The sequence below is a fragment of the Teichococcus globiformis genome (assembly GCF_042646265.1).
Taxonomy (GTDB): domain Bacteria; phylum Pseudomonadota; class Alphaproteobacteria; order Acetobacterales; family Acetobacteraceae; genus Pseudoroseomonas; species Pseudoroseomonas globiformis.
Window position 1 is genome coordinate 88,983 of sequence record NZ_JBHRTN010000010.1, and the last position, 22,007, is coordinate 110,989.

21 protein-coding genes are annotated in these 22,007 nt (G+C 66.3%); 13 read left to right on the forward strand and 8 right to left on the reverse strand.

What is annotated here, in order from left to right; translation table 11 throughout:
- Positions 1–200 precede the first annotated feature (200 nt).
- Positions 201–923: a cysteate racemase gene (cuyB, locus tag ACFOD4_RS11250; protein ID WP_379596484.1), complete on the reverse strand. Its 723-nt coding sequence runs from the start codon at positions 921–923 to the stop codon at positions 201–203.
- Positions 924–932: 9 nt separating this feature from the next.
- Positions 933–1,706 (reverse strand): sulfite exporter TauE/SafE family protein, encoded by a 774-nt coding sequence (locus tag ACFOD4_RS11255; RefSeq protein WP_379596485.1) that lies wholly within the window; start codon positions 1,704–1,706, stop codon positions 933–935.
- A gap of 73 nt (positions 1,707–1,779) precedes the next feature.
- On the opposite strand from ACFOD4_RS11255, the gene ACFOD4_RS11260 reads away from it, so the two are divergent.
- Complete coding sequence (locus tag ACFOD4_RS11260; RefSeq protein ID WP_379596487.1) at positions 1,780–2,610, forward strand: sulfite exporter TauE/SafE family protein; 831 nt, start codon at positions 1,780–1,782, stop codon at positions 2,608–2,610.
- Here ACFOD4_RS11260 and ACFOD4_RS11265 read toward each other — a convergent pair.
- On the reverse strand, positions 2,592–3,074 hold the full coding sequence (locus ACFOD4_RS11265; RefSeq protein ID WP_379596489.1) for an RrF2 family transcriptional regulator: 483 nt from the start codon (positions 3,072–3,074) through the stop codon (positions 2,592–2,594). The genes ACFOD4_RS11260 and ACFOD4_RS11265 overlap by 19 nt on opposite strands.
- Positions 3,075–3,157: 83 nt before the next feature.
- Here ACFOD4_RS11265 and hmpA point away from each other — a divergent pair, with 83 nt between their 5' ends.
- The gene (gene hmpA / locus ACFOD4_RS11270) at positions 3,158–4,351 is read left to right on the forward strand and encodes an NO-inducible flavohemoprotein (protein WP_379596491.1); all 1,194 of its coding nucleotides are present in this window, start codon (positions 3,158–3,160) and stop codon (positions 4,349–4,351) included.
- Between the two features lie 45 nt (positions 4,352–4,396).
- On the opposite strand, the gene ACFOD4_RS11275 is transcribed toward hmpA, so the two are convergent.
- The 3 genes from ACFOD4_RS11275 to ACFOD4_RS11285 are packed head-to-tail and all read right to left on the reverse strand — an operon-like array spanning position 4,397 to position 7,363.
- Complete coding sequence (locus ACFOD4_RS11275; RefSeq protein ID WP_379596493.1) at positions 4,397–5,890, reverse strand: tripartite tricarboxylate transporter permease; 1,494 nt, start codon at positions 5,888–5,890, stop codon at positions 4,397–4,399.
- A 4-nt stretch (positions 5,891–5,894) separates the two neighbouring features.
- Positions 5,895–6,377: a tripartite tricarboxylate transporter TctB family protein gene (locus ACFOD4_RS11280; RefSeq protein ID WP_379596495.1), complete on the reverse strand. Its 483-nt coding sequence runs from the start codon at positions 6,375–6,377 to the stop codon at positions 5,895–5,897.
- Positions 6,374–7,363, reverse strand: coding sequence for a Bug family tripartite tricarboxylate transporter substrate binding protein (locus tag ACFOD4_RS11285; protein ID WP_379596497.1), 990 nt, complete (start codon positions 7,361–7,363; stop codon positions 6,374–6,376). Before ACFOD4_RS11285 ends, ACFOD4_RS11280 begins: the two co-directional genes overlap by 4 nt.
- Positions 7,364–7,608: 245 nt before the next feature.
- Here ACFOD4_RS11285 and ACFOD4_RS11290 point away from each other — a divergent pair, with 245 nt between their 5' ends.
- The 11 genes from ACFOD4_RS11290 to ACFOD4_RS11340 all read left to right on the forward strand — a co-directional run bounded on the left by ACFOD4_RS11290 (position 7,609) and on the right by ACFOD4_RS11340 (position 20,033).
- Complete coding sequence (locus ACFOD4_RS11290) at positions 7,609–8,550, forward strand: 2-hydroxyacid dehydrogenase (protein ID WP_379596498.1); 942 nt, start codon at positions 7,609–7,611, stop codon at positions 8,548–8,550.
- Entirely contained in the window at positions 8,550–9,320 is a 771-nt protein-coding gene (locus ACFOD4_RS11295) for a class II aldolase/adducin family protein (protein ID WP_379596499.1), read from the forward strand. Before ACFOD4_RS11290 ends, ACFOD4_RS11295 begins: the two co-directional genes overlap by 1 nt.
- Positions 9,321–9,324: 4 nt before the next feature.
- Positions 9,325–10,410 carry an ABC transporter ATP-binding protein gene (locus ACFOD4_RS11300; protein WP_379596500.1) on the forward strand — a complete coding sequence of 362 codons (1,086 nt, stop codon included), beginning with the start codon at positions 9,325–9,327 and terminating at the stop codon, positions 10,408–10,410.
- A gap of 199 nt (positions 10,411–10,609) precedes the next feature.
- Positions 10,610–11,386, forward strand: coding sequence for a class II aldolase/adducin family protein (locus ACFOD4_RS11305; protein WP_379596502.1), 777 nt, complete (start codon positions 10,610–10,612; stop codon positions 11,384–11,386).
- Complete coding sequence (locus tag ACFOD4_RS11310) at positions 11,383–13,044, forward strand: amidohydrolase (RefSeq protein ID WP_379596503.1); 1,662 nt, start codon at positions 11,383–11,385, stop codon at positions 13,042–13,044. Before ACFOD4_RS11305 ends, ACFOD4_RS11310 begins: the two co-directional genes overlap by 4 nt.
- A 4-nt stretch (positions 13,045–13,048) precedes the next feature.
- Positions 13,049–13,990: an ABC transporter permease gene (locus tag ACFOD4_RS11315; protein WP_379596504.1), complete on the forward strand. Its 942-nt coding sequence runs from the start codon at positions 13,049–13,051 to the stop codon at positions 13,988–13,990.
- A 2-nt stretch (positions 13,991–13,992) separates the two neighbouring features.
- A complete protein-coding gene (locus tag ACFOD4_RS11320) occupies positions 13,993–14,886 on the forward strand; it encodes an ABC transporter permease (protein ID WP_379596505.1) in 894 nt (297 codons plus the stop codon).
- Positions 14,887–14,908: 22 nt separating this feature from the next.
- The gene (locus ACFOD4_RS11325) at positions 14,909–16,519 is read left to right on the forward strand and encodes an ABC transporter substrate-binding protein (protein WP_379596506.1); all 1,611 of its coding nucleotides are present in this window, start codon (positions 14,909–14,911) and stop codon (positions 16,517–16,519) included.
- A gap of 15 nt (positions 16,520–16,534) precedes the next feature.
- Positions 16,535–17,968 carry an amidohydrolase family protein gene (locus ACFOD4_RS11330; protein ID WP_379596508.1) on the forward strand — a complete coding sequence of 478 codons (1,434 nt, stop codon included), beginning with the start codon at positions 16,535–16,537 and terminating at the stop codon, positions 17,966–17,968.
- Positions 17,968–18,972, forward strand: a complete 1,005-nt coding sequence (locus ACFOD4_RS11335) for an ABC transporter ATP-binding protein (protein ID WP_379596509.1) — start codon at positions 17,968–17,970, stop codon at positions 18,970–18,972. Before ACFOD4_RS11330 ends, ACFOD4_RS11335 begins: the two co-directional genes overlap by 1 nt.
- Positions 18,969–20,033, forward strand: a complete 1,065-nt coding sequence (locus tag ACFOD4_RS11340) for an ABC transporter ATP-binding protein (protein WP_379596511.1) — start codon at positions 18,969–18,971, stop codon at positions 20,031–20,033. The genes ACFOD4_RS11335 and ACFOD4_RS11340 overlap by 4 nt, the downstream gene beginning before the upstream one ends.
- A gap of 4 nt (positions 20,034–20,037) precedes the next feature.
- Here the strand turns inward: ACFOD4_RS11340 and ACFOD4_RS11345 are convergent, their stop codons facing one another.
- Positions 20,038–20,418 (reverse strand): response regulator, encoded by a 381-nt coding sequence (locus ACFOD4_RS11345; RefSeq protein WP_379596512.1) that lies wholly within the window; start codon positions 20,416–20,418, stop codon positions 20,038–20,040.
- A gap of 27 nt (positions 20,419–20,445) precedes the next feature.
- Positions 20,446–21,891, reverse strand: a complete 1,446-nt coding sequence (locus ACFOD4_RS11350) for an ATPase domain-containing protein (RefSeq protein WP_379596514.1) — start codon at positions 21,889–21,891, stop codon at positions 20,446–20,448.
- Positions 21,892–22,007: the final 116 nt, after the last annotated feature.

The following is a 22,007-nucleotide window of genomic DNA, read 5'->3' on the forward strand; positions in this document are numbered from 1 at the left end:
CGGTGCAAACCATGGTCAGGAACAAGGCCACGCACTCCGGAAGGGCAGGCGGCCGCCTGCGCGAACCGAAGGCTCGCGCTGGAACGACACCTTGTCCAGAGGGGCCTGCCGCGTCACCCCTCCAATTCGGAGCCGGCCGCGCCTTCAGGCTGAGCCGGCATTATGCCTCGGCTTCAAAGCGGAGAAGTTGCCTCGCCGCTTCAGCGGCCTGCCCACCGGAGTGCAGACAAAGCCAGCGCATCAATGGTGTCCACCAGTGGCAGGCCGATCTCGGCATGCGGCCCCGCCAGGATGCCAAGGGGGATTTCCGTGCAGCCGAGCACCACGGCGGCAGCGCCCCGTGCCTTGAGGATGCGGGCGGCCTCAGCCAGGGGAGCATAGGCATCGGCGACGCGATTGGACTTCACCAGCGCGATGCCTGGGGAAACCAGGGCCTCCATCTCGGCGGGTTCGGGCACGATGCAATCATAGCCGCGACTTTCGAGCCGTTCCTGGTAGAGCCGCATGGCCAGCGTGCCGGCGGTACCCATCACGCCGATCCGGCCCCGGCTCACACCCAGGCGCGCCAATTCCTCGGCCGCGGCATCGACGATGTGCAGGATGGGCAGACGCGTCACCGCCGCCATGCCGTCGTACCAGCCATGGGCGGTGTTGCAGGGGATGGCGATGGCCCCGCAGCCCGCCGCTTCCAGGCCCCCGATGCCGCGCAGCAGCCAGGGCAGGGGATCCTCGCCACCCGACAGGCGGGCCGCCGTGCGGTCGGGCACACGCGGATCGGACCACAGTACGGCGGGCAGGTGGTCCTGGTCGCGCGTGGCCGGGGTCAGCAAGGTCAGGCGCAACATGAATTGCGCGCTGGCGAGCGGACCCATGCCGCCCAGAACGCCCAGGAAAGGAAGGTCAGGATTGGGAGTGTCGGACATGGTTTGCTTCTAAAACCCCAGGCCATCGGCCACCAGCTTCAGCCCGGTGGCGCCGAGAAGAACATAGATCAGCCGGTAGAACAGCCGGTCGCTGACGCGGCCCTGCAGCCACACACCGAGCCGGACGCCGACCGGCGCCAAGGGCATCAGCGCCAGGCTGGTCAGCATGTTGGACAGGCTGAACTGTCCCAGCAGCGCGTAGGGCAGCAGTTTTACGTAGTTGACCATGCCGAAGAACACCACTGTTGTCGCGGCAAGCTGGGCTCGCTCAAGACGCAGGGGATACAGGTAGACGGCCAGCGGCGGTCCTCCGGCATGGGCGATGGTGGAGGTGAAGCCCGAAACAGCAGACCAGAATCCGCCACGTCCCACGCTGGGCCGGGCCGGCCGCGACGTCGCGGTGCCGCGTGCCAGCCAGAGTGAACGTGCCAGAAACGCCAGGGCAATGCCGCCCACCATCAGCTTGATCGCGCGATCTGTCATCAGGCCGAAGGCGAAGGCTCCGATGGCGATGCCCAACAGGCCGCTTGGCAGGATCACGCGCATCTCCCGCTTGCTCCAGCGTCCCCACCAGGCGCGCAGACCGGCGATGTCCATGGCGCAGAGGATGGGAAGGCAGATGGCCGCGGCCTGCGGCGCCGGGATCAGCAACGCCACAGCCGGCACGAACAGGTTGCCGCCGCCGGAGGCAAAGCCGCCCTTGCTGATGCCCGTGATCAGCACGGCCGGCACCGCCAGCGCGTAGAAGAGCGGATCGGTGATCAGATAGTTGGCAATGGCCACGGGCTGACGGAACCTCGGCTTGGGTGTAACAGCATGCGTCCACCGTCCAAGATCGCCAAGGTTCGCTGCTCCCATGGAACATATGACAGATCCCTACTGGCTGGCGGGCCTCGCTGTTGCGATGGCGCTCACGGGCCTGCTTTCCGGAACGCTGGCCGGGCTGCTCGGCGTCGGCGGGGGCATCGTGATCGTGCCTGTGCTGTTCAACATCTTTCCGTTGCTGGACATTCCTGAGGCGGTGCAGATGAAGCTGGCGGTGGGCACGAGCCTGGCCACCATCATTCCCACCTCCATCGTTTCGGCGCGCAAGCACCACGCGCGCGGCGCCATCGATATGGGGCTGCTGAAGGCCATCTGGCCGAGCATGATCATCGGGGTTGTCATCGGCACCGTGCTGGCCATCTGGCTGCATGGCGATGCGCTGTCGGCGGTGTTCGCAACGATCGCGCTGCTGGTCGCCATCAACATGGGCTTCACCGGGGTGGACTTCAAACTGCGCGACAGGACGCCGCGCGGGCCGGGGCTTTGGGGCATCGGCGGCTTCATCGGCACCGTTTCCGCCATGATGGGCATTGGCGGCGGCACGGTGGGCGTGCCGATCCTGTCCATGTTCGGTGCGCCGATCCGAGCGGCAGTCGCCACGGCCTCCGTCTTCGGGCTGATCATCTCCATCCCGGCGACGGCCGGCTTCCTCTGGGGCGGCTACGGCGATCCGCTGCTGCCCCCCTTTTCGGTGGGCTATGTGAACCTCATCGGCTTCGCGCTGATCGTGCCCAGCTCGATCCTGGCGACGCCCTGGGGGGTGCATCTGGCGCACACCATTCCGCCACTGATGCTGAAGCGCGCCTTCGCGCTGTTTCTGGCGATCACCGCAGTCCGCATGATTTACGCATTGCTGAGCTGACCACCCGGCGAGTCCGCTTCCAGCCCCAGCAGCGCCCGCAAGGCCTGCTGCCGGGGCGCCAGCAAATCCTGCAGCGTCACGCCGTCGAGCACGGCCATGAAGGCGCCGAGCGCGTCCGCCAGTACCGACGTCAACCGGCAGGTGCCGGCGATCAGGCAGGGCGCCACGCCCGGCGCCGTGGTTCCAGGAAAGCAGGCAACGAGGGCCATGTCCTCCTCCGTGGCGCGCACCACATCGCCTACCCGGATGCTTTCGGCCGACCGTGCCAGCCGCAACCCGCCGCCGCGCCCGCGTACCGTTTCCAGAAATCCCGCCCGGCCGAGCCCGTGCACCACCTTTGTCAGGTGGTTCTCAGAAATTCGGTAGGCCGCCGAGATTTCGGCGATCGAGGCGAGCCGCCCTGGACGCAGCCCGACGAAGATCAGCGTGCGCAACGCATAGTCGGTGTGCAGGGTCAGTCGCATCTGAAAGATATATGACGTTTACACCTTAAAAACACCGGCGCTATAAGATGCATATAATTTGCACCTTAAAGGTCGATGGAACCATGCCGAACCCGTTGTGCGAAGCCACGAGGCAGATCATCAAGGCTACAATCCCGGCCCTGGAGGCTCATGGCGTGGAGATCGCCCGCGCGATGTACGGGCGCCTGTTCCAGGATCCCGTGGTCCGCAACCTGTTCAACCAGTCGCATCAGGGCATGAGCGAGCGGCAACCCAGAGCACTGGCCGGCGCCGTACTGGCCTATGCCCGCAACATCGACGATCTGCGGCCGCTGGCGGGCGCGGTGGAGCTGATCGCCCAGAAGCACGTTTCACTCGACATCCAGCCCGCGCATTACGATGCCGTGGCTTCGGCACTGCTCGGCGCCATCTCCGACGTGTTGGGGAAAGCGGCGACGCCTGAGGTCCTGGGTGCCTGGGGTGAGGCGTACTGGGCGCTGGCACGACTGCTGATCGGGCGCGAAGCCCAGATCTACGGCGAACAGGCCGAGGCACCGGGCGGCTGGAATGGCTGGCGCGACTTCGTCGTCGCCGAACGAGTGACGGAAAGCAGCGTCATCACCTCCTTCCTGCTGCGGCCTGCTGATGGCGGAAAGGTGATGCTGCATCGCCCCGGAGCCTATCTGGGGCTGGAGCTGTTCATTCCCGGGCAGGCGCCGTTGCGCCGGAACTACAGCATCTCCTCGACTCCAGGCGATGCAGGCTACCGGATCTCTGTGCGGCGGGACGGGCTGGCGTCCCGATGGCTGCATGAACATGGCCTGCCGGGCACCAAGCTGCGGCTGGCGGCGCCGGCGGGTGATTTCGTGTTGCACGATACCGGGCGGCCGGTGCTGATGGTCTCGGGCGGTGTCGGCCTGACCCCGCTCCTCAGCATGCTGGAGGATCTGCTGGCGCGCCGTCCGGATGCGAAGGTGCATTGGGTGCACGGCACCCAAAGTGGCGAAACGCACGCCTTTGCAGGGCGGCTGCGGGAGCTGGCCGATCGTCATTCCGGACTGCGCGTGACGACCTTCTACGAGGAGCCTGGGCAGGCGGAGCAGGACCATTCCCTTGCCGGGCGCCCCTCGGTGGATTGGTTGCTGGCTGCCACCGAAGCGCGGGAGGCGGAGATTCATCTCTGCGGGCCGCGTGCCTTCCTGGCGCATTTCGTGCCGGGTCTGCTGGCCGCCGGCATCGCCGATGCCCGCCTGCACTACGAATTCTTCGGGCCATCGGAAAGCTTGCTCGCCGCCTGAACCCGAATGGTGCGGGCAGGAACGGTGAACTTGCCCGCAGCGCCGTCAACGCACCTCCCATCGACGCCAGAGGGGTGTCATCAGCGGCCAGAGCACGGCAAGCAGCGTCATCGCCCAGAGCGCAACCGAAACCGGCGACGCCAGAAGCACCATGGCGTCGCCATCGCTGAGGGACAGTGCGCGGCGCAGGTTGTCTTCCAGCAGCCGTCCCAGCACGAAGCCCAGGATGATCGGCACCAGCGGCACGTCAAGCTTTCGGAACAGCCAGCCCACAACCCCGAAGCCGACCGCCAGCAGCAGGTCGGAGGCTGAGTTCGACACGGCATAAACGCCGGCAAAGGACAGGCCGATCACCACGGGATAGAGCATCCATCCCGGCACCATCAGCAGCCGCGCGAACAGGCCTACCAGTGGCAGATTCAGCACCAGCAGCATGACGTTGCCGACATACATGCTGGCGATCAGTCCCCAGGCCACTTCCGGCCGCTGCTCGAACAACAGGGGGCCGGGCGTGATGTTGTACATCAGCAGGGCGCCCAGCAGCACGGCGGCGGTGCCAGAGCCGGGAATGCCCAGCGCCAGCATCGGCACCATGTTGCCGATCTGCGCCGCATTGTCGGCCGTCTCGGGTGCCGCCACGCCGCGGATGTCACCCTGCCCGAAGTGCCCCGTGCGGCCGTTCAGCCGCCGCTCGGTGGTGTAGGACAGGGCGGCGGCGATGGAGGCGCCGGCACCCGGCAGTACCCCGATGACGAAGCCGATGCCGGTGGAACGCAGCATGGTGGGAATGCAGCGCCGCACTTCGCCCAGCGTCAGCCTTGCGCCCCGGCCCAGATGGCTGGCGGCGGTTGTAACCGGGCTTTCCAGAAGCAGCAGGATCTCGCTGACGGCGAAGAGGCCGATGGCCAGCACGGTGAAGTCGATGCCGCCCAGCAATTCGATGCTGCCAAAGGTGAAGCGTTCGATCCCGGTGCCGCCATCGATGCCAACCAGGGACAGCAGCAGCCCGAGCGACGCCGCGATCCAGGTTTTCGCGGCATTGCCCATGGCCACGGCGCCGAGCAGGGACAGCGCGAAAGCGATTAGCGCGACATAGTCGGCCGGCGAGAACCCCACCGCCGCGCGGGACAGCGGCACGGACAGAAAGGTCATCAGCACCACCGACAGCGTCGCGCCAACAAAGCTGCCGATGCCCGAGATGGCCAGTGCCGCGCTGCCTCGACCGGCCCGGGCCATCGGGTGGCCGTCCAGGGTGGTCAGCACGGCGGCGGGCTCGCCCGGCATGTTCAGAAGAATGGCGGCAATGCGGCCACCGTACCCGCTGCCGTAGTAGACGGCGGCAAGCAGAATGAGCGCACTTTCCGGCGGCAGCTTCAGGGCGAAAACCAGCGGCAACAGCAGCGCAATGGCATTCAGGGGGCCGAGGCCGGGCAATGCGCCAATGGCAGTTCCGGCAAAGCTGCCGCACAGCGCCAGCAGCAGGTTGAGCGGGGCAAGGGCGACGGCGAAGCCGCCGCCGAGCTGGGCCAGGGCGTCCATGCGGTCAGAAGCCGAACGGGCCGCGGGGCAGGGGCAGGTCCAGCAGCCGGTCCAGCAACAGAAACAGCGCAGGAGCCGTGACCAAGGCCGCCATCCCGCATTGCATCGAGCTTCCGCCAAAGGCCCGCGCAATGACGAGGCAGAGCAGTCCGGTCGCAAGGATGAACCCCAGCGGCGACAGCAACGGAGCGTAGGCAAGCATGGCGAGGATGCAGGCCAGGCCGCGCCAGGGCCGGCCCGCGGATTCCCAACCGAGCCCTGGCCGCAGCAGCAGGGTCAGCGACGCGGCGCCGAGCAACGCCGCGATCACGGCAGGAAACACCTTCGGACCCAACGGATCGGCCGCAAAGGGCACTTCAAGCCTCGCCGCATGGCGGGCCGCCAGCATGGCCACGCCCAGCAACGCCAGCGCCAGCACGCGGTCCGGCAAGGGCGAGGAGGCCATGGCGCGCGGGGGATGCGGCGCCGGCGACGAGTGTTCGCTCATTGCGTCACCAGGCCCACATCCCGGGCGAGCTGCCGGTATTCGGCCGTGCGCTGCTTGGCCAAGGCGTCGAACTCGGCCCCCGCCAGATTGTACTCGAACAGCCCCGCACCATTGCGGGCATCTGCGTAGCGGGGTTCGCCCTGCAGCTTCCGGATCGCGTCAACCCAGAACTCATAGGCGGCATCGGGCGCCCCTGGCGGCATGTAGAAGCCGCGGACGATGGTCCATTCCGCGTCCACCCCCTGCTCGCGTGCGGTCGGCACTTCCGCAAAGGCGCCAGGTAGCCGGTTCGGCGCCAGAACGGCCAACAGCCGGATTTCCCCCGCCGCGAGTTGACCCTGCACCTCGGAAGCATCTCCAGGGAAAACCTGGATATGCCCGCCGAGAAGCGCCGCCATCGACTGACCACCACCCTCGAAGGGAACATAGCGGAGCCGGCGTGGATCGGCGCCGGCCGCCTTCGCGATCAGCGCCGCCTTGGTCCAGTCCTGGCTGCCGACGGCGCCGCCCGCTCCGATCGGCACGCTGCCCGGATCAGCCTTCAGTGCTGTCATCAGATCGGCCAGTGACTGAAATCGGCTGTCCTTGCGCACGGCGATGACGCCGAAATCGGCTCCGATGGCGCCGACCCATCGGACATCGTTCTCCGTCCAGCGCCCAAAGCGCCCCTGTGCAAGGTTGACCCAGGAGCCGGTGGACACCGCGACAATGACATTGGGATCGGTGCGGCGCTGCGCGATCACCTGGTTCATCGCCACGGCGCCGATTCCGCCGGGCATGTTCTGGGTGCGGATGGCCGGGCCGACGATGCCGTACTCGTTCAGCAGCCGTGCCGTGGTGCGGCAGGTGAGATCGAAGCCGCCGCCAGGTGCTGCCGGAGCGATGCATTCCGGATTCTGCGGTTTGAAGCCCTGGGTGGCCCCGATGGCCGGGAAGAGAAGGGCACAGGCCGGCAGAACAATGGCCAGCAGGGCGCGGCGCAGCATCGTGACGTCTCCGGTTTTGTTTCGTTTGCAGGAATGCTCTGCGGGCGGCTCCCCGGCGTCAAGCGCTGCCTGACATGTCGCTGAACGGAGGCCACCTTGCCTGCGGCTTGCGCATCATGATCAATCGGCTGGCGCGAGGCGGCGGCCGGTGGCCAATCGACCGCCGTTTTGTGGTGCAGCACCTCTGGACGTGTGGGCCGGAGCGGAGGCAGGCTGAACCGCGGCAACGAGGGGACCGGCGTCACGTGGTGAAGCTTCTGGTGAAGTCGGGCGGTGTTGAGGCCCTACCGGAATGGCAGGCCTGCTTCGGCGCGGTCGATCCCACCATCTCGGTGCATTGGTGGGAGGATGCCGACGTTCCCGCCGCGGAGGTGGACTACGTCCTGGTATGGGAGCCCGCCGCCGGCTGGTTAGCCTCGCTGCCGCGGCTGAAGGCGGTGTTTTCCTCGGCCGCGGGGGTGGACCACATCACCTGCGATCCGCACTGGCCCAGGCATCTGCCGCTGGTGCGCCTGGGCAACCCGGAAACGGCGCAGCGCATGGGCGAATACGTCGTCTGGGCCTGCTTAACGCTGTTGCGCGATGCTCGGCACTTCGCCCTGGGCCAGGCGGAACACGCATGGCGGTACCGGGAAAGCCGCTACATCGCCCCCGAACGCCGCGTGGGCATCATGGGGATGGGCAATCTGGGGCGCCACGCCGCGGCCATGCTCCAGGGTGTGGGGTTTCCGGTGCAGGGCTGGTCGCGCTCGCGCAAGGAACTGCCGGGCGTCGTCAGCTTCGCGGGTCCGGCAGAACTGCCCGAGTTTCTTTCCAGCACCGACACCCTGGTTTGCCTTCTGCCCTCCACCGCGGAAACGGCCGGGCTGATCGACGCCAGGTTGATCGCGCAGCTGCCGCGGGGTGCGGGGCTGGTCAATGCCGGGCGGGGCTCGCATCTGGTGGTGCCCGATCTTTTGGCGGCGCTGGATGCAGGGCATCTTGGCGGCGCTGTGCTGGACGTGTTCGAAGAGGAACCGCTGCCTGCCGCAAGCCTTCTCTGGTCGCATCCCGGAATCACCGTGACGCCGCACATTGCCTCCACGGCCAGCCGCTCCGGGCGGGCCCGGTATGTCGCCGGCGCCATCGCCGATTTCGAGGCGGGGCGGCCGCTGCCCAACCTTTACGACCCCACACGAGGCTATTGATGGCTTTGCCCCCGCCGCCCATCCGCCCCGATCCGTCGCATCAGCCGAGCGAGCAGGATCTGCGCGAGGACCTCGCCTGCGCCTACCGGCTGCTGGCGCAGTTCGGCATGACCGATCTGGTCTACACCCATTTGTCCGTCCGCATTCCGGGAGAAGGGCATCGCTTCCTGGTCAACCCCTACGGCCTGCTGTTCGAGGAAATCACCGCCTCCTCCCTGGTGGCCGTGGATGCCGAAGGGGAACCGTTGCAGCACACGGAGTGGCCGGTGAATCCCGCGGGCTTCGTGATCCATTCGGCGGTGCACCGGGCTGTGTCCCGGGCGCAGTGCGTGATGCACACCCACACCCTGGCCGGCATGACGGTCGCGGCCCAGGCGGGCGGGCTGCTGCCGCTCAACCAGATGAACATGGAATTGCACGATCGCGTTGCCATGCACGAGTATGAAGGCATCGCGGCCGACGACAATCTGAGCGAGCGGGAGCGCATCGTGCGCGATCTTGGCGACAAGCCCTGCCTGATTCTTCGCAACCACGGTCTGCTGACTATCGGCCGCACCGTGGCCGAGGCTTTCTACTGGATGTACTACCTGGAGCAATCCTGCCGCATCCAGGTGGCGGCGCAATCCACTGGCGCCGCATTGTCCATGCCATCGCCCGAGATGGTCGCCCGCGTGCGGGAACAGGCGCAGGATTCGCCGGTAAAGGGCTGGCTGCCCTGGCAGGCGCTGAAGCGAAAGATGGACCGCGAGCAGCCAGGCTATAGGGCCTGACACGATGAGCACCGCAACGGGACATGCGCTGGCGCTTCACGGCGTCGGCAAGCGGTATGGCGGCTTCACCGCCGTGGAAGGTGTCGACCTTGCCGTGGGGCGCGGCGAGTTCCTGACGCTGCTTGGCCCTTCGGGATCGGGCAAGACGACGCTGCTGATGATCATCGCGGGCTTTGTGGATCCGTCGGCGGGGCATGTATTGCTGGATGGCAACGACATTACCGCGCTGCCGCCCGAGAAGCGGCAATTCGGCATGGTGTTCCAGGGCTATGCGCTGTTTCCGCATATGACGGTGGCGGAGAACGTTGCATTTCCGCTGCGGGTGCGTCGCATGGCCCGTGCCGATCAAGCCGAGAAGGTGCGCGCCGCACTGGATCTGGTGCAGCTTTCCGCTTTCGCCGACCGGCGGCCGGCGCAGCTTTCCGGCGGCCAGCAGCAGCGCGTGGCGTTGGCGCGTGCGCTGGTGTTCGATCCGCTGTTGTTGCTGCTCGACGAGCCACTTTCGGCGCTGGACAAGAAGCTGCGGGCGGAGCTGCAGGAGGAGTTGAAGGCACTGCATCGCCGCATCGGCCGCACCTTCGTGAACGTCACGCATGACCAGGAGGAGGCGCTCAGCCTGTCCGACCGCATTGCCATCCTGAACAAGGGACAGGTGGTCCAGCAGGGCACGCCGTTCGAACTCTACGAAGCGCCGCGTACCCGCTTTGTTGCGGATTTCCTCGGCACCTCGAACTTTCTGCGTGGGCAGGCCGGGCCCGGGGGAATTGTAAAGGTTGGTGACCTCGCGCTGCGTGTCGCGTGCCCCATCACGGCGGGAAGGGACGTGCTGCTGTCATTGCGTCCTCAGAAGATCCTGCTGCTGTCGCCTGATGGAGCCGCTGACAACACTGTGTCCGGAGAAGTGGTGAGCTGGTCTTACGCCGGTGCCGCCTTCAGCCTGATCGTCGCAACGGAAGATCTGGGTCCGTTGCGTGTTGTCATGCCAGCCTGGAACGCATCCGTTGCTCCGTCCGAAGGCCTTGTCGTGCGTCTCGGTTGGTCCGCGGAGGCTGCGGTGGTGGTTGAGGACGACCAGCTTCAGCCAGCCTGATCAACAGGGCCACTCAGCACGGCTGTGGCGGAAAGGTTCCCGTAAACGTTTCCGGCAAGCGGCGATGCTCCGCGGATGAGCGGACTCTTGCTTAACATCTGCGCAGTTCCGCACTAAAGCTGCGGTGCAGCATTGATTCCCCTGATTGACGCTGCTCATGCCCCGGCTGACACTCCCGGCCATTCCAGGGAGAATGGTCATGAACGTCGCCACATCCGTCCCGCGCATGCAGTGTTCCGAGGAGGAGTGGCGCATTCGCTGCGATCTGGCCGCGCTGTACCGGCTGGTCGCGCATTTCCGCATGACCGACTTCATCTACACACACATCAGCGCGCGGGTTCCGGGGCTCGAGCACCATTTCCTGATCAACAAGTACGGTGTGCTGTTCGACCGGATGTGCGCGAGCGATCTGGTGAAAATCGACCTCGACGGCAACATCGTCGAAGAGGGCGGCGAGTCGAAGCAGGTGAACGCCGCCGGCTTCACCATCCATTCCGCCTTGCACATGGCACGGGAAGACGCCTTCTGTGTCGTGCATACCCACACCGCAGCGGGCATCGCCGTCTCGGCTCAGAAGGACGGGCTGCTGCCGATCAGCCAGCACGCGCTGAAGTTCCACGGCCACCTCGCCTATCACGGCTATGAGGGCGTCGCACTCGACCTCGACGAAAGGGACCGTCTGGTGCAAGACATGGGCGAGCACAGGGCCATGATCCTGCGCAACCATGGCCTGTTGGTTGCTGGCCGCTCGATCCCGGAAGCCTTCAACCTGATTTACTACCTGGAGCGGGCCTGCCAGGCGCAGATCGCGGCGCAATCGGGCGGTGCGGAACTCGTCTTCCCGCCAGAGGAGGTGCGCAGCAGAACTGCCGCGCAATTCAATGGCAATCCAGAGCGGTCGCTGGCGCACAGCGAATGGGCCTGGAGTTCGGCCCTGCAGCTGATCGAGGGCAGCAAGACGGATTGGCGCTCATGAGCGCCGACCTGCTGATCACGGGCGGCCGCATCTTCCGCGGGCTCGCCGGAGGGTTCGCCGAGGCTTTGGCGGTCAAGGATGGCCGCATCGTGGCCGTCGGCGCGGACGCCGAGGTGGCGGAAGCCGCCGGTGCCGCCACACGGCGCGTCGATCTTGGCGGCCGCGTTGCCATCCCGGCGCTGAACGAGGCGCACATGCACCTGCTGCCCTACGGGCTGGGACTGCGGCAGGTGAACCTTCGGGCCGAGGAGGTGCGCACGCTGGACGAGGTGCTGAACCGCCTGAAGGCTGCGGCGCGCAACACGCCGAAGGGGGAGTGGATCCTGGGCCGTGGCTATGATCACGGCGAGCTGGACATCCGCCGCCACCCGCTCGCCAGCGAAATCGATGCCGCCGTGCCCGACCACCCGGTGCTGATCACCCGCACATGCGGCCATGTGGCGGTGGCAAACACGGCGGCCATGAAGCTGGCCGGCGTTGGCCACAACACGCCCGACCCGGAGGGTGGCGCCATTGAGCGCAAGGGTGGCAAGTTGACCGGCCTGTTCCAGGAACGGGCCATGCGCCTGATCCGCGACATCATCCCACCACCCACCGAGGCGGAGATGGTGGACGCCATCGAGGCCGGTGGGCGGAACCTGGCAGGCCTGGGCTTTGCTTCAGCCAGCGACATGAACGTCGGCATGACGGCCGGCATGGCCGAGATCGGAGCCTATCGTCGCGCCGCCGCCGATGGCCGGCTGGTGCAGCGCATGTGGCAGGTGCTGGCGGGCAATCCGGAAGGCATCGCCACGCAGGCCTGGGGTGAAGGGCTGCGGCCAAACTTCGCGCAAGGGGCGGCCGCCGAGGAGATGCTGGCCTGGGGCGCGGTGAAGACCTTTGCCGATGGCTCCGCCGGCGGGCTGACAGCCGCCTTCTACGAGCCCTATCTCGAAAGCGCGGGCGGCGGCACCGGCATCTTCTGCTTCCCCGACGAATCGCAGTACGAGATGCTGGCGCGCTACCACGCACAGGGCTGGCAGCTCGATATCCATGCCATTGGCGACGCGGCGATCGAGCAGGTGCTGACCGGCATGGAAAAGGCGGACAGCGCTGCCATGCCGATCAAGGGCCGCCGGCACCGCATCGAGCATTGCGGCTTTCTCAATGCCGGACAGCGGGCGCGGATGCTGAAGCACGGCATCATCCCGATCCCGCAGCCTTCCTTCATCTGGGAATTCGGCGACCTCTACATCACCAATCTGGGCGAGGCGCGCGCCGCTGCTTCCTACCCCATGCGCACCTGGCTGCATGAGGGGCATCATCCGGCGGCCTCGACCGACAGTCCGGTCTGCTCGGTCGATCCCTTCCCGAACCTCTACACCATGGTGACGCGCAGAACGTCGAAGGGCACGGTGCTTGGTGCCGACGAGAGGCTGACGGCGGAAGAGGCCGTGCATTGCTACACCTGGTGCGGCGCCTACTCGCAGTTCGCGGAAGAGTCGCGCGGCACGCTGGAGCCGGGCATGCTCGCCGACATCGCCGTCATGTCGCACGACTTCTTTGCCGCGGAGCCCGAGGCGATCCTGGAAACGCAGGCCGACCTCACCCTCCGAGGTGGCCGGGTGATCTTCGACCGTCATGGCGAGGCGGCGGCACTCGCGGGGGCCGCGGACTGATCCGATGCTGCGTCATATTGTTCAACGCCTCCTGATGACCGCGCCGGTGATGCTGGGTGTGCTGCTGGTCGGCTTTCTGCTGATGCAGGTGGTGCCCAACGATCCCGCCATCGTCCGCGCCGGTCCTTCCGCCACCCCCGATGTTGTGGAGGCCATTCGCCGCGACCTCGGGCTCGACCAGCCGCTCTGGGTGCAGTTCGGCGTTTATCTCTGGCGCCTGCTGCAAGGCGATCTGGGCGTCTCCATCATCAACAACGTCGCGGTCACGCAGGAGCTGGGTGCCACCATCGGCCCGACGCTGGAGCTGATGTTCGCCTCGCTCTTCTGGTCCATTCCGATCGGTATCCTGTTGGGCACCGTCGCCGCTTATTACCGCGGTTCGGTGCTGGACCGTGTGGTCACCGCCCTGTCGGTTGCCGGCGGCTCGGTGCCTGTCTTCTTTCTGGGGCTGATGCTGATCTGGTTTGTTGGCTTTCAATGGCAATTGCTGCCCTTCACAGGGCGAGGCGGTCCGCTCTGGACGTTGGAAGGATGGCAGGCCATCGCCATGCCGGCCTTCACCTTGGGCGGCGTGTTCATCGCCCCGGTAGCGCGCATGACACGCACCGCCGTGCTGGAGGTGCTGGGCGCCGAGCATGTGCGCACCGCCCGTGCCAAGGGACTGGCCGAGAGCACGGTGGTGATGCGTCATGCCCTGCGCAACGCCATGATCCCGGTGGTGACGCTGATAGGCTTGCAGATCGGCTTTCTGCTGGGCGGCGCGGTGGTGACGGAGACGGTGTTCTCCTGGCCGGGCGTAGGCCGCTTGGCCGTGGGCGCCATTCTTTCCTCCGATTTCCCGATGGCGCAGGGCACGATCATCGTGCTCTCCCTCGGCTTCATCCTGGTGAATCTCGTGGTTGATGTTCTCTACGTCGCGCTCGATCCGCGCATGCGGGCGGCCTGAGCATGGCGAGCCTGACCTCCGCCGCCGCGGCCGCCGCCACCCCTGTTGCGGCATCGGCGCCGCGCCGTCCCGGCACGTTGAAGCGCATGTTGAAGGAGCCGATCGCGGCCACGGCCTTTGGCATTGCCATGCTGCTGATCCTCGCCGCGATCCTTGCGCCGTGGATCGCGCCGACCGATCCCTTCGACAACAACCTGGCCACGGCCATGTCGGTGCCGGGGACGGAAGGCCTGCCGCTCGGTGCCGACAGCCAGGGACGCGACATGATCACCCGCATGTTGTTCGGCCTGCGCGTGACGCTGGTGATGGGCCTTGCCTCGGTTGTGCTGGGCGGGGTGATCGGCGCGCTGATCGGCTTTGCTGCCGCCTTCTACCGCCGCGTCGACGGACTGCTGATGCGGCTGATGGATGTGCTGCTGTCCTTCCCGGCCATCCTGTTCGGCCTCGCTATCGCCGCCATCTTCGGGCCGGGGATTCCGGCGGTGGTGCTGGCGTTGTCCATTGCCACTGTGCCACTGATGGCGCGCATCGTGCGCGGTGCGGCGCTGGTGGTCATGCGTATGGACTATATCGAGGCCGCGCGCGCCACCGGCATGGGCGATGGCAGGCTGATCCTGAAGCATGTGGCGCCCAATTGCCTGTCCCCGATCTTCGTCTTCGCCACGCTGCGCTTCGGCCAGGTGATCCTGCTGGGATCGGCCCTGTCATTCCTCGGGCTTGGCGCACAGCCGCCGGTGGCGGAACTGGGTGCCATGGCCGCCGAGGGCCGCAACTTCCTGTTCTTCGCGCCGCATATCGCGGTGCTGCCCTGCGTCGCGATCTTTGTGGTCGTGCTCACCTTCAACCTGCTGGGCGATGCGCTGCGCGATGCGCTTGACCCCCGGCTCCGTGTCTGACCCGCTCATGAAAGGGCCAAGCATGCCTGACGCTCCCAATTTCGGCCGCCGCGCCGCCGCGCTGCTGGCTGGCACAGCGCTGTCGCTGGCGAGCCTGCCCGCCATGGCGCAGATGTCGCCGCGCGACACACTGGTCGTGCTGCGCGAGATCGACGCGGACCGCTACGATCCGGCCCGCACCTCTGCCACCGCCGCCGGCGAGGCGCTGTTCCTTTTGACCGATACGCTGGTATCGATGGATTGGGACCAGACCACGATCCGCCCCGGCCTGGCCGAGAGCTGGACGGTCAGCGAGGACGGCAAGCTCTACACCTTCAAGCTGAAGCAGGGTGTGAAGTTCTGCGATGGCAAGCCGATGACGGCGAAGGATGTGGCCTACAGCCTGAACCGCTTCGTCGATCCGGCGCTGCGGGGCCCGGTGCGCTGGCGTGCCGGCAAGGTGAAGGAGATCCGCGCGGTTGACGACCTCACCGTCGAGTACGAGCTGCAGGAGCCCTTCTCCGAGCTGCTGATCCAGCTCACCCAGTATTTCTTCGGCATTGTCGATCAGGCAACAGTGGAGAAGCTGGGCGACAACTTCGGGGTACAGGGCTTCAACGGCGTCGGACCCTATTGCTGGCAGAGCTGGCAGCCGCGGCAGGAAATGGTGCTGACCAAGAACCCCGCCTACAATTGGGGTCCGCCGATCTACAACAATCCGTCGCCGCAGGTCGGCCGGATTGTCATGCGCATCATCCCGGAGGCCAATACCCGGCTCGCTGCCGTGCAATCGGGCCAGGGCGATGTGACGCAGTGGATTCCGTACTTCGCGCTGGAAGGCCTGAAGCGGATCCCGACGGTGAAGCTGCAGCAGCAGACACAATATTTCTACGACAACTTCATGGGCTTCAAGGTCGACAAGCCGGTGGTCAGCGATGCCGCCGTGCGCCGTGCCATCAACATGGCGGTGGACAAGGCGGCCATCAACAAGGCCGTCTGGTTTGGCGCCGGTGAGGTGGCCGACGCCTACATCAATCCGAAGGCGCTCGATGCCAGCGCCGAAGCCCGTGCCGAGATGCCGAAGCTTGATGTGGAGGGCGCGCGCAAGGTCCTGGACGAGGCGGGCTGGGCCATGGGGACGGACGGTGTTCGGGTGAAGGACGGGCAGCGAGCCTCATTCCTCGCCTATGCTATCCAGCATCAGTACAACAGCGGCATGATGCAGGCGATCCAGGCGGACCTGCGGCGCATCGGGATCGAGATGCGCGTCCAGCTCTGGGACGCCACCGTTGCATGGGGCAAACTGGCGACGCAGGAATTCGACGCCTTCATTATGGCCTATCCTTACGCCTCGGCGACGGATGGGCTGGCCCTGTATTTCTCCGGTGCAAACCGGCCCACACCGAACCGGATGAACTGGAACGATCCTGAAACCGACCGCCTGCTGAACGAGGCCAAAGCGGCCACGGACCCGGCGCAGCGCGCCCAGGCCATCGGCCAAGTCCAGGTGCAGCTGGCGCAGGAAAGTCCATGGCTGCCACTGATCCGTCAGCCGCTCTGGGTCATGTCCGGGCAACGTGTGGAAGGCGTGCGGCCGCACGGCATCTACGGTGTCGCGCTCTACAAGGGCCTCGACATCCGGCTGACGCGCTGAGCGAGGGAGGAAAGAATGGTCACCACCGTTATCCGCAACGCCGATCTGGTTATTGCCTGGGACGCGGCGGAAAAGCAGCACACCTACCTGACGGATGCGGTGCTGGCCTACGAGGATGGGCGCATCACCCATATCGGCCGGGAGTATGACGGGCCGGCCGATGAGGTGATCGATGGCAAGGGCCTGATGGTCATGCCCGGCCTCGTCAACATCCACTGCCATCCTTCTTCGGAGCCGATGAACAAGGGGCTGCTGGACGAGATCGGCTCTCCCGGCCTTTATAACTCCTCGCTCTATGAGTACATGCCGATCTTCCGGGCCGATGCGGAGGCCGTGCCGAGCTGCGTGCGCGTAGCCTTGTCGGAACTGCTGCTGTCGGGCGTCACCACGGTGGCCGACCTGTCCATGGCGCATCCTGGCTGGCTCGACCTGCTGGCGGAGAGCGGCCTGCGCGTCTGCGTCGCGCCGATGTTCCGCTCGGCGCGGTGGTTCACCAAGAACGGCCACGTCGTCGAGTATGAGTGGGACGAGAAGGCCGGCGAGAAGGCCATGTCCGAGGCGCTCAACCTGATCGAGCGCGCGGAGCAGCACCAATCCGGCCGGCTCTTCGGCATGGTGGTTCCGGCGCAGATCGACACCTGCTCCGAGACGCTGCTGCGCGAGAGCTTCCAGGAGGCCAAGGCGCGCGGCTTGTCTTGGCAGATCCACGCCGCGCAGTCGGTCGTGGAGTTCCACGAGATTACCCGCCGCCACGGCTTGACTCCGATCGGCTGGCTGGACAGCCAGGGTCTGCTCTCGGAGCGCTCGATCATCGGGCACGGCATCTTCCTCGATGACCATCCGAGCACGCGCTGGCACACCGAGACGGATCTTGACCGGCTCGCCGCCACTGGCACCACCGTGGCCCATTGCCCCACCGTCTTCGCGCGGCGCGGCATCACGCTGAAGCATTTCGGACGCTACCGGAAGCGCGGCGTGAACATGGGCATCGGCACCGATACCTATCCGCACAACATGCTCGACGAGCTGCGCCTGGTTGCCTACCTCGCGCGCACGCAATCCGGCGATCCACGCAGCCTCACCTCCACCGACCTGTTCGACGCCGCCACCATCGGTGGCGCACAGGCGCTGGGACGCGACGATATCGGCCGGCTTGCCCCCGGTTGCCGCGCGGATTTCGTGCTGGTGGACGTGACGCATCCCATGATGCGCCCGGCGCGCGATCCGATGCGCTCGCTGCTCTACGCGGCGGGTGACCGCGCCATCCGCTCCGTGCATGTGGATGGCGAGGAAGTGGTGCGCGATGGCAAGGTTCTCACCATGGATTACGACGCCGCCGCGGCAGCCTTGGACGAAGCGCAGAAGCGCATCCTCGACCGTGCGCCGAAACAGGACTGGGCGCATCGTCCGGTCGAGAAGATTTCTCCTCCGACCTTTCGATGGGCCTGATGAATTCCCCTGAACTTCTCCGTATCGAAGGCCTGCGCACCTCCTTCAAGACCTCCTCTGGCCTGGTTCGTGCGGTGGACGGCATCGATCTTTCCGTGAAGCGCGGCCAGACGCTCGGCATCGTGGGTGAGAGCGGTTGCGGCAAGTCCATGCTGTCACTCTCCATTATGCGGCTGGTGCCGCCGCCGGGCCGCATCACCGATGGCCGCGTGCTGCTGGAGGGGAGGGACCTGCTCACCCTGTCCACCAGCCAGATGCGGCAGGTGCGCGGTGGGCAGATCGCCATGATCTTCCAGGAGCCGATGACCTCGCTGAACCCGGTGCACACCGTGGGCAAGCAGATCACCGAGGCGATGCGCGTCCATTCGCCGAAAGACAGTGCAGCGCAGTTGCGCGATCAGGCCATCGCCGCGCTGAAGCGCGTGCGCATTCCGGCCCCCGAGCGTCGTTTCGACGAGTACCCGCACCAGCTCTCGGGCGGCATGCGGCAGCGCGTGATGATCGCCATGGCGCTGGCCTGCCGCCCCCGCCTGCTGATCGCCGACGAGCCCACCACGGCACTTGATGTCACCGTGCAGGCGCAGATCCTCGACCTGCTGCGCGAGCTGCAGGATGAGACCGGCATGTCGATCATCCTGATAACCCATGACCTCGGGGTGGTCGCCGAAATGGCCGACGAGGTCGCGGTGCTCTATGCCGGCAAGGTGGCCGAGCGCACCACGGCCCGCGAATTGTTTGAGGACCCGCAGCATCCCTATACGCTGGGCCTGCTCGGTTCCGTTCCCCGGCTGGATGAAGAGCGCGAGCGGCTGCTGGCGATTGACGGCGCCGTGCCGCCGCCTTTCGCCTTTCCCGAAGGCTGTCGTTTCCACCCGCGCTGCCCCTTCAGCATCACCGACTGCACCACGGCTCAGCCGCCGCTGCGTGAGTTGTCGGCGGGGCATGAGGCTGCCTGCATCCGGGCGCCCATCGAAAACTCCTTGTCACTGGAGAATGCGGCATGAGCGCCCTGCTGGAAGTTTCCGGCCTCGCCCGGCACTACCCGGTGAAGAAGGGCGTGCTGGTGCAGAAACAAGTCGGCACGGTGCGAGCAGTCGATGGTGTTTCCTTTGAAGTGCGGCGTGGCGAGACCCTGGCCCTGGTGGGTGAGTCCGGCTGTGGCAAGTCCACCACCGCGCGGCTGGTGTTGCGGCTGATCGAGCCATCGGCCGGCACCATCCGCTTCGACGGGCAGGATGTCACCAAGGTAGGTGGCGCCGCCATGCGCAGCCTCCGGCGGCGCATTCAGATCGTCTTTCAGGACCCATATGCCAGCCTCAACCCCCGCCTGACGGTGGGCGAGGCGATTGCCGAGCCGATGGTGGTGCACGGCATCGGCGACAATGCCGCGCGTCGCGCCAAGGTGCAGGAGTTGCTGCGTCTCGTCGGGCTGCAGCCTTTCCATGCCGAACGCTATCCGCACGAGTTCTCGGGCGGTCAGCGGCAGCGCATCGGCATCGCCCGCGCCTTGTCGGTCGAGCCGGATCTGGTGGTCTGTGACGAACCGGTCTCCGCGCTGGACGTGTCCATCCAGGCACAGGTCGTCAACCTGATGAAGGATCTGCAGGCGAGGCTTGGACTCTCCTACCTTTTCATCGCGCATGATCTCGCCGTGGTTAAGCACATGGCGGACCGGATCGCGGTCATGTATCTCGGCCAGGTGATGGAGATCGGCGGCAAGCGGGAGTTGTTCGCCAATCCGCGCCACCCTTACACGCGCGCCCTGCTGGCCGCGATCCCACACCCGGATCCGGCCCGACGTGGCAAGGTGACCCCGCTTGGCGGCGACGTGCCGAGCCCGATGGCTGTTCCGCCAGGCTGCCGTTTCCACACTCGCTGCCCGTTTGCGCAGGACCGCTGCCGAAGCGAGGTCCCGGCCTTGCGCGAGGTGGCGCCGGGCCACAATGCCGCCTGCCACTTCGCCGAGACTCTGCCGGATGCAGGCCTCGATTACTCTGGCGGGCTGACTGAAACAGCCACGCGCAGGCTGGCGCTCTACGATGCGGCCAGACGGCGCGCGGCCTGAAGCGTCACTCGGCCGGCTCCTCCGCGGGCGGGCCGGCCAGTTCACGCACGCGCGCCACAAGGGCGCGGATCGGGAAGGGCTTGTCGAACACGTCGGCAAAAAGATGCGGATGCCCGCGCGCGATGCTGCCTTGCGCACCGCTCAGCAAGATGATGGGCAGATGCCTCCAGCGGGTATCCTCCTTGACTGCCTGAGCCAGTTCCAGCCCGTTCATCAGCGGCATCATGAAATCCGTGATGATCAGGGCCGGTTTTTCCCGTGCCAGCACTGCCAGCGCCTTGCGGCCATGATGCGCCTGGGTGACGTGGTAGCCCTGGTCCTCGAGCGCGCTCGCCAGAAGGTCCGAGACCAGGAACTCGTCATCAACCACCAGGATCGTCGTCATCGGCCGCTCTGCCTCCTTTCCGCCGCGTCAGGCGGGTCGGCCGGTGGGGGAAGGCAGGTCGTTGGTCAGATCCTTGCCCAGCAGGCGCTCCGTCACCACGATGCCTTGATCGGTGATGTTGAAGTCGTGCAGCATGGGGTCGAAGGCGCTGTCGCGGACCTTCACCATCGAGAAGACCCGGTGGATCCGCGCCTCCATTTCAACAAATCGCATCAGAACGATGTTGTCCACGACACTCAGCATCTCCGGCGCTGGCAGAGTGGGTGCGGGATCGAACAGGTTGTTGGCCTCCGCGGAAACCAGCACCGTCACGCCGCGTGCCCGCAGCTCGTTCACCAGCGCACTGAACCAGGGCACGATGCGGCCTGTTGTCAGCATGCCTCGCTCAATGGCACCTAGCCCATCGATGAAGAGCCGCTTGGCGCCCAGTTGTGTGACGCGTTTCAGCAAGTCGTGCCCGATCACGTCCGCCATACGCTCCACCGGTGGCCGCCATTCCAATGTCAATGCGCCGGAGGCAATCAGGGGATCCATGTCCAGCCCGATGGCCTTGGCCTTGCGCTGCAACCGGGGTTGCGTCTCATAGAAGCCGTAATGCAGCCCTGGCTCCTGGGAGGTGGAGGCGCAAAGGAAGTTAAGGCCCCAGCTCGTCTTGCCGCAGCCCGATGGCCCGATCACCACGGTTGTGGACGCCACGGGGAGGCCACCGGACAGCATCTCGTCCACACGCTGCAGGCCGCACGAGGTGCGGGCGAGGCTCTGCTCGTCCGGAACGGACGGCGTGGCCAGGTGCGCTTCCAGCCTGGGATAGAGGGCGATGCCGCTCTCCCGGATCATGTACTGGTGCAGTCCGCCCGAAGCCGCGCTGCCGCGAGACTTGCGCACCCGCAGCCGCCGCATGGTGCGGACGCCATATTCTTCTTCCCGCAGCTCGATCACGCCATCGACCATGGTGTATTCGGGGCTGCTCTCCTCAAACCGTGCGCTGGTCAGGAGCAGGGCGGTACAGTTCACGAAGGAGGCGTGGCTTTGCAGCTCGGCGATAAACTTCTTCATCTCCAGCGTGTTGGCCGCCTTCTCACGCGCGTTCAGAAGGCCATCCAACACCAGCAGTGTTGCCTTCTGGCGCGGGATCTCGCGGCGCAGCAGCTTGATGACTCCATCGAGCCCTTCCTGCTCCATGGTGGTGAAGGCGCTGACATAGGTGACGCCGCGCCCGAGCTTGGAAGGATCGTAGAACTGCAGGGTGGACAGAAAGGCGAAGAGGCGCTCGTGCGATTCCGCGAGCAGCGTGACGTACAGCACACTGGCTCCGCGCGCCGCCTGATGAAAGGCGATCTGGTTGGCAAAGATGGTCTTTCCGGAACCGGGATGACCCTGGATGATGTAGGTGCTGTCGGCGATCAGACCGCCGCCTGTGATCTCGTCCAGCCCTTCGATGCCGCTGCTGAAGCGTTTCAGGATCTGAGGCACGATACTCCTTCGCCCCGGCTGTCCGGGTGATCGGTCGGCGGGGGCGGCCAGCCCGCGCGGATGGCGTCTGACCCAGCGATAACCCAATCCGTCGCCGCCGCCTATCCGCCACCGTC